This window comes from Gaiella sp. (assembly GCF_039915195.1).
GTDB lineage: Bacteria > Actinomycetota > Thermoleophilia > Gaiellales > Gaiellaceae > Gaiella.
Genome location: NZ_JBDSNT010000123.1, coordinates 1 through 6,628 on the forward strand (window position 1 = coordinate 1; position 6,628 = coordinate 6,628).

Consider the following 6,628-nt stretch of genomic DNA (forward strand, 5'->3'; position numbering starts at 1 on the left):
GCGAGCGCCTCGAAGAAGTCCTTGATCAGGTTCTTCTCCGTGAGGCTCTCGATCAGCTGGATCTTCTTCACCCCGACCGCAATCTGGCTCGCGACGGCGCGGGCAAGCTCCACCGCGGTGCTTTGCTCCGCCACGAGAAGCCCGAGCAGCTCGTCGCCTGCGATGAGCGGAACGGCAACCCGCGAGGTTTTGCCTCCCCGCGCGAGCTCCGGTCCGAGCTCGGCGAGGCCGAGCGTCGTGCGTGTCGTGCTGTCGAGGGCTGCGGGCGCCGATGCCTGAAGCTCGAGCTCCTCGCTGCCCGACGCGAGGAGGTAGAGGTGGCAGGCGGTCGATCTGAGCAGCCCTCGCGAGCGATCGACTACATCGGACAGCAGCTCGTCGAGCGTGCGGGCGCCAGCGATCACCTCCGCGAGCTCGGTGATCGCCTCGAGCTCGCCCACGCGCGCGCGCGTCTCGTCGTAGAGCCGTGCGTTCTCGATCGCCGCGGCCACGAGCGACGCGCTCGTGACGACGAAGTCGACCTCGGGTTGCGTGAACAGGTGTGGCGCCTCGGTGTGCGCGCTGATGACCCCGATCACGGTCCCGTCGCGCGCCGCGATCGGAACGCTGAGAAGTGACTGGAACCGCTCCTCGTCGAGCTCTGGCACGTAAGCGACTCGAGGATCGGCAAGCAGGTTGTCGGGGATGAAGGCAGGCTCGTTGCGCTCGGCTGCCCACCAGGCGAGCCCGCTTCCCCGCTCCAGGGATACCTTGCCGATCAAGCTCTCATAGGGGTTGCCGGCGGCCCGCAGGACGAGGTGGTCTCCCTCGACGAGGTAGACGAAGCAGGCGTGCACGCCGCTTGCGTCGGAGAGAAGCCGAACCACGGCACGAAGAACCTCGTCGAGGTCGAGCGTCGAGGAGACGGTGGAGATGATCCGCGCGAGGACAGCGTCGCTGTGTGCGATAACCGATGTCATGACGGCCATCGTAGAGCGTCGAGCGCGCCAAAGCCAAGCACGCTACCCACGAGAGCTTTGTGTTGAATCACCACAATCTCCGTTCGCAGCGCGACCTTGGAGCGATCGCGCTCGACGCCAGGCGGGTTCACCGCCGCGGCTTCACGCGGGAGGCGCGAGTCGTTGCGTTGAATCAACACAAGCCTCGTCGAGGGCCTCCGGTCGGACGCTCGCGATCCCCGCGGCCGCGAGGCCGAGAGCGACGAAGCCGGTCGTTGCGACGCCGCCCCACCCCCACTCCTCCCACGCGAGTCCGGGAAGGTAGGCGCCGAGTGCTCCGCCCGCGTAGTAGATCCCGAAATAGAGAGCTGTGGCGGCGCCGCGGTCGACCCGCGCCACCTCGCTCACCCCGAGCTGAGTCGCCGTGTATCCCGTGAACATCGCCCCGGCAATACAGGCGAGCCCGAGCACGAGCAGCGGGAGCACGTCGGGAAGCGTCAGCAGAAGCCCGGTGGCCGACAGCGCCACGGTGCCGAGCGCGAGGCGACGCCAGCCGACACGGTCTGCGACGCGGCCAGCCAGCGGGCCGAGAAGACCTGTCAGCCAGAGGAGGAAGACGAGGCTCGCGACGGCGAGTGAGAACGAAAACGGAGGCTCTTCGAGTCGATAGGTGATGAACGTGAACGAGCCGACGAAGGTGAAGAAGAGCGCTGCTCCACCCACCGAAACGCCGAGCAGCCTCACATTCGTGAGATGTCGCTTCCACCCTCCGCCGCGTGGCGCGAGCTCCGGCTCCGGAAGCCCGCGTCGCATCACGATCGCGGCGACAAGCGGGAGGATCGCAAGCAGGCCGATGGCGACCCTCCAGCCGACGACGGCAGTTGCAAGCGCGACGCCGAGCCTGCCGACGAGGCCTCCCAGGACGAGCGCTGACACGTAGTAGCCCATCGCCCGCGCTCCGATCCGTGGCACGAACACCTCGACGATGTAGGGAGCGCCGACCGCGAGCAGGCCAGGCATGCAGAGCCCCTGCAGCGTGCGGAAGACGAGGAGCGCCTCGAAGCCCGGGGCGAGCGCGACACCGATCGTGGGCGGCACGAGCAGCAGGCTCGCCATCCGGATCGCGCGAGGGCGCCCGATCCTGTCCGAGACCGGCCCCCACGCGAAGCCGCCAACCGCGACGGCGATCACGACGACCGAGATGGAGAGACCTGCGCGCGCCGGGCTGACGCCGAAGTCACGAGAGAGCTCGGGCAGGATTGCCTGCGTCGAGTACATCGTCGCGAACATCCCCGCCGCGCCGAGCATGAACCCGGCGAGCGCCTTCCGGAGGGGATCCGCGGGACTCATCCCGACAGGCTATGCACCAGGGGTATCGTTCCTCTGGCTGATGTCGCTCTCGCCGCCCGACGTCCGACCGTACGCCGCGGTCGAGCAGAAGCTCGCCGAGGGAACGTGCGTCGTTCTCGACGGCGGCACGGCGACCGAGCTCCAGCGCGCCCTGCCCGCGACGAGCCGCGGAACGAACGACGACCTGTGGGGCAGCTGGGCGCTGTACCGCGCTCCCGAGGCGGTGCTCGACGTCCACCGCGCGTACATCGCCGCGGGCTGCGATGTCGTCTCGACGAATACGTGGTCGGTTCTCGCCGAGACGCGAGGAGGCGGTCCGGGCGCCTCAGGCCTGCTGCACTGGATGGACATCGCCCGCACGGGGATCCGGCTCGCACGAACGGCTGCGTCGGAGGCGGCACGATCGCGCGCGGTCGCCTTCTCGCTTTCCGAGGACGCCGAGTCACTCTCACGGAGCGGTACGACCAGGCTGCTCTCGAAGATCTTCGACGACGAACAACCCGACCTGATTCTGCTCGAGACCCTCTCCCTGATCCGCGAGCCCCAGACGTTCACCCTCGTCGAGGAGCTCCTCGAGCTGGGCCTCCCCGTCTGGGTCTCGTTCCGCCGCTGCCGGCACGGAGTCTGCGGCGTCTACGGTCAGCACTGGGGGCCGCCGGAGGGCGATCTCTTCGGCCGGGCCGCACGTCGGTTCGAGCAGATGGGAGTCGAAGCGCTGCTCATCAACTGCCTGCCCGTCGATCACGTGCCCGGCATGGTCAGCTGGCTCCGCGACTTCACTGACCTGCCTCTCGGCGTCTATCCGAACCTCGGTCATCTCACGCGCGACCTCTGGCGCTTCGACGAGCGGATCGACCCGGAGGCCTACGCCGGCCTCGCGCTCGAGTGGCGCGAGGAGGGCGCGCAGATCATTGGTGGCTGTTGCGGTGTCTCGCCCGACCACATCGCCGCGGCCGCGACGGCGCTCGAGGGCACGGTGGCCGGGCGCAGGCGCGTCTCGCCGCATCCGGAGACGACCATCGGGGACGCGCCACCCGTCGTCGTCGAGAGCTGGCGGGACGAGCAGGGACGCGCGCTCTACCCACTCCCGTTTCCCGATCTGGCCGTCGAGCCCGGTGTGTTCGTGCCCACGCAGGGGAGCTACCTCCTCTGGAAGCACCTGCAGAGAACGGGCGATGGCGGCGGTGGCAAATGCCTCGACGTCGGCTGCGGCTGCGGCATCCTCGCCGTTCAACTCGCGCTCAACGGGGCAGCCTCGGTGCACGCAATCGACATCGACCGTGGATCCGTTGCGAACACGTTGGCGAACGCATTCCGGAACGGCGTCTCGGATCGCGTCAGCGGCGACACCGTCGACCTCTTCCAGTGGGAGCCGAGCGAGCGGTTCGACCTGATCGCCGCGAGCCTGTACCAGATGCCGGTCGACCCCTACGAGGAGCCAAGCGGCCACCGTCCGCTCGACTACTGGGGTCGGAATCTCTTCGACCGCTTCCTGGCCCTCCTCCCCGACTTGCTTACCGAAACCGGGCGCGCGCTCGTTCTGCAACTGTCGATTCTCGGCCAGGTGAGAACAGCCGAGCTCCTCGCGTCGCACGGGCTCGAGGCACGCGTCGTGGACTACAGCTTCTTCCCCTTCGGCGAGGTTTTTGAGTCGCATGCACCGCAGATCGCCCGGGTCGAGGAGCTCTCGGACGCCCACCACCTCGCAGTCGGCGGCGACAACGTGATGATCGCGTACCTGCTCGAAGTGGGGCAAACAAGGAGCAGCTAGAGAGGTTCCGCCCCGCGGGCGACGAATGCCTTCGGTTCCGTCGCTGGGCCGCCGGCAGTCTGCGTTTCAGCGTGCCTTCCTCGCTGCAGCCGGGCCGTCGCGGGATCCGGTAGCTCGCCGCAGATCCTCTCAGTGGCGGGCTGCGACGCCGAGGTGCCGCTCGTAGGCCCCGCTCTCGACGATCTCGCCGATCTGCCCGATCGTGAACTCGAGCTCGTCGTCGGAGTTGTAGTAGTGCGGCCCGAGGCGAATCCCGGCGTCCGGACGAAAGTCGCAAAGGATCTGCCGTTCTGCCAGCTCCTTGTGCACGGCCGCGAACTCGGGCACATGGACGGTAACCGTTCCCCCGCGACGTTCCGGGCTCCGCGGACTTCGTATCTCGAAGCCGGCCGTCTCGGCGCGGTCGATGAGGAGCTGGGTCTGCCGCAACGAGTTCTCGCGAATCCGCTCGACGCCGACCTCCTCGACCAGGTCATAGCCTGCGGTCGCGGCATAGAGCGCCGGCACGTTCGGAGTGCCCGTGAGGAAGCGGGCGGCGCCATGTGTGTACTCCATCTCCTCCTCGAACCCGAAGGGGCGCTCGTGCGCCTGCCAGCCGGTGAACGTCGGCTGCAACCGTTCGGAGAGGTCCGGACGGACGTAGAGCCAACCGTTTCCCGGGCCGCCGTTGAGCCACTTCACCGAGCCGCCGACGGCGAAGTCGACGTTCAGCGCGGTGACGTCGAACGGAACGATGCCGGCGCTCTGGTAGCAGTCGAGAATCACGTGCGCCCCGACCTCGTGCGCTCGCCGGATAATCGGCTCGATGTCCTGAATCTCGCCGGTCTTGAAGAGAACGTGGCTGATCGGGACAAGAAGCGTCTGCTCGTCGATCGCCTCGACGATGGCGCCGTCGTCCTCGCAAACGATCACATCGAGGTCGGGCTGGGCCTGGTAGAGGTAGCGCACCGAAGGGAAGTTGCCGCGCTCGTAGACGACGCGGTTGCGCTTCGGGTCGATCGGGAAGAAGGACGAGAGCACGATCGCCTCGGCGACGGCGACGTTCTGATGCATCACCGTCGTGCCGGAGGCGCCGCCGATGATGCGGCCGATCTGGTCGCCGACGGTCATGGGCATCGTCCACCAGCCCTCGCCCCACGAGCGGATGCCCCGCTCCTTCCACATCCGCGCGTACTCGGAGAGCCGATCCTCGGCCTTTGCCGGCATCGCCGCGAGCGAATGGTTGATCAGGTAGGTCGTGTGCTCCAGGATCGGGAACTCGGAGCGGTAGTCGATGAGGTCGCGCACGACTCGCAGTCTATGTCGCGGTGGACGAAACGCCTGGGCGATGGTAGTCTGTAGATACGGACTGGACTAAGTCTAGTCCGAATCTGACATGTCAGAGCAAGTCAACATCCACGAGGCGAAAACCCACTTCTCGCGGCTCGTCGAGCGCGCCGCAGCGGGCGAGGAGATCGTGATTGCCAAAGCTGGCGAGCCTCGAGCGCGCCTCGTCCCGCTCGAGGAGCCCCGTCCGAAGCGCCGTCAGGGCGGCTCCATGAAAGGCAAGATCTGGCTCGCGGACGACTGGGACAGTCCGGAGACGAACGAGGCGATCGCTCGGGAGTTCTGGGGCGATGCGTGGCCAGAGGACATGGAGGAGTGAGGCTCCTGCTCGATACGAACGCGTTCATCTGGTGGCTCGAGGACCCGACCCAGGTCGCCGCCGCCGCCCGCGAGGCGATCGCGGACGGCTCGGTTCAGGTTTCCGTCAGCGCTGTGACCGCCTTCGAGATCGCGACGAAGGCGAGGCTTGGGAAGCTCACCTTCGACGGCGACATCGCACTCCACGTCGACCGGGAAGGGTTCGACGAGTTGCCCATCTCGATCGCGCACGCGGTTGTCGCCGGTTCGCTGCCGCTGATCCACAAGGACCCGTTCGACCGGCTCCTGATCGGGCAGGCCCGACATGAGCAGCTGACGGTCGTGACGCGTGATGCCAGGTTCCAGCGGTACGGCGTTTCCGTGCTCGCTGCGTAGAGCTAGCTGAACCGCTTCAGCACCCCGAGCGCCTGCTGGTTCCACGGTACGCGGTGCGTCGTCCCCGCGCCGCGCATTGAGTCCAGGTGCGCGAGGTACCAGTCGTACGTGGCGCAAAGCGTCTCGGCGTTCGAGAGCATCGGCTCCCAGTCGAGCAGCTGCTGGGCCTTCTCGATGGAGACGAACGAGTCCTTGTGTGCGGTCTTGTAGTGCCACTCGGCGAGCGGCGAGAGCTTCGCGAGCTCGAGCGCGCGGAGCGACAGCTCGGCCGGCCTGACCCGCACGGGCCACAGCCGTGAGCCGGAGCCTGCGTGGTCGATCAGGGCCTGGAGATCGTCGCGCACGGTCCCGAACACCCCGGCGCCGACATTCAGCGCCTCGCCTCCGACCGGGGCAGCGAAGCTGCGAGCGACCGCGTCGACGAGATCCTCGACTGCGAGAAGCTGGTAGAGGTTGCCGCCGTCGCCGAGGATCGGGATCCTTCGCCCCTCGCGTATCCAGTCGAAGAGGATCTCGAAGACGCCGAGCCGCTCGGGGCCGATGAACGTCT

6 protein-coding genes and 1 pseudogene are annotated in these 6,628 nt (G+C 67.7%); 3 read left to right on the forward strand and 4 right to left on the reverse strand.

Annotated elements, in window-relative coordinates; all coding sequences use genetic code 11:
* Positions 1-959 (reverse strand): GAF domain-containing protein (locus ABIR74_RS11755; RefSeq protein ID WP_348178315.1); only part of this gene is annotated, 959 nt, incomplete at its 3' end.
* A gap of 141 nt (positions 960-1,100) precedes the next feature.
* The gene (locus tag ABIR74_RS11760; protein ID WP_348178318.1) at positions 1,101-2,288 is read right to left on the reverse strand and encodes an MFS transporter; all 1,188 of its coding nucleotides are present in this window, start codon (positions 2,286-2,288) and stop codon (positions 1,101-1,103) included.
* A 40-nt stretch (positions 2,289-2,328) separates the two neighbouring features.
* On the opposite strand from ABIR74_RS11760, the gene ABIR74_RS11765 reads away from it, so the two are divergent.
* Positions 2,329-4,059, forward strand: coding sequence for a homocysteine S-methyltransferase family protein (locus tag ABIR74_RS11765; RefSeq protein WP_348178322.1), 1,731 nt, complete (start codon positions 2,329-2,331; stop codon positions 4,057-4,059).
* Between the two features lie 129 nt (positions 4,060-4,188).
* Here the strand turns inward: ABIR74_RS11765 and ABIR74_RS11770 are convergent, their stop codons facing one another.
* The gene (locus ABIR74_RS11770) at positions 4,189-5,346 is read right to left on the reverse strand and encodes an aminotransferase class V-fold PLP-dependent enzyme (protein ID WP_348178324.1); all 1,158 of its coding nucleotides are present in this window, start codon (positions 5,344-5,346) and stop codon (positions 4,189-4,191) included.
* A gap of 88 nt (positions 5,347-5,434) precedes the next feature.
* Here ABIR74_RS11770 and ABIR74_RS11775 point away from each other — a divergent pair, with 88 nt between their 5' ends.
* The gene (locus ABIR74_RS11775; RefSeq protein WP_348178326.1) at positions 5,435-5,704 is read left to right on the forward strand and encodes a type II toxin-antitoxin system Phd/YefM family antitoxin; all 270 of its coding nucleotides are present in this window, start codon (positions 5,435-5,437) and stop codon (positions 5,702-5,704) included.
* Entirely contained in the window at positions 5,701-6,078 is a 378-nt protein-coding gene (locus ABIR74_RS11780) for a type II toxin-antitoxin system VapC family toxin (protein WP_348178328.1), read from the forward strand. Before ABIR74_RS11775 ends, ABIR74_RS11780 begins: the two co-directional genes overlap by 4 nt.
* Before the next feature lie 2 nt (positions 6,079-6,080).
* On the opposite strand, the pseudogene ABIR74_RS11785 reads toward ABIR74_RS11780, so the two are convergent.
* Positions 6,081-6,628, reverse strand: a pseudogene (locus ABIR74_RS11785) (NAD(P)-dependent oxidoreductase); the annotation flags it as partial.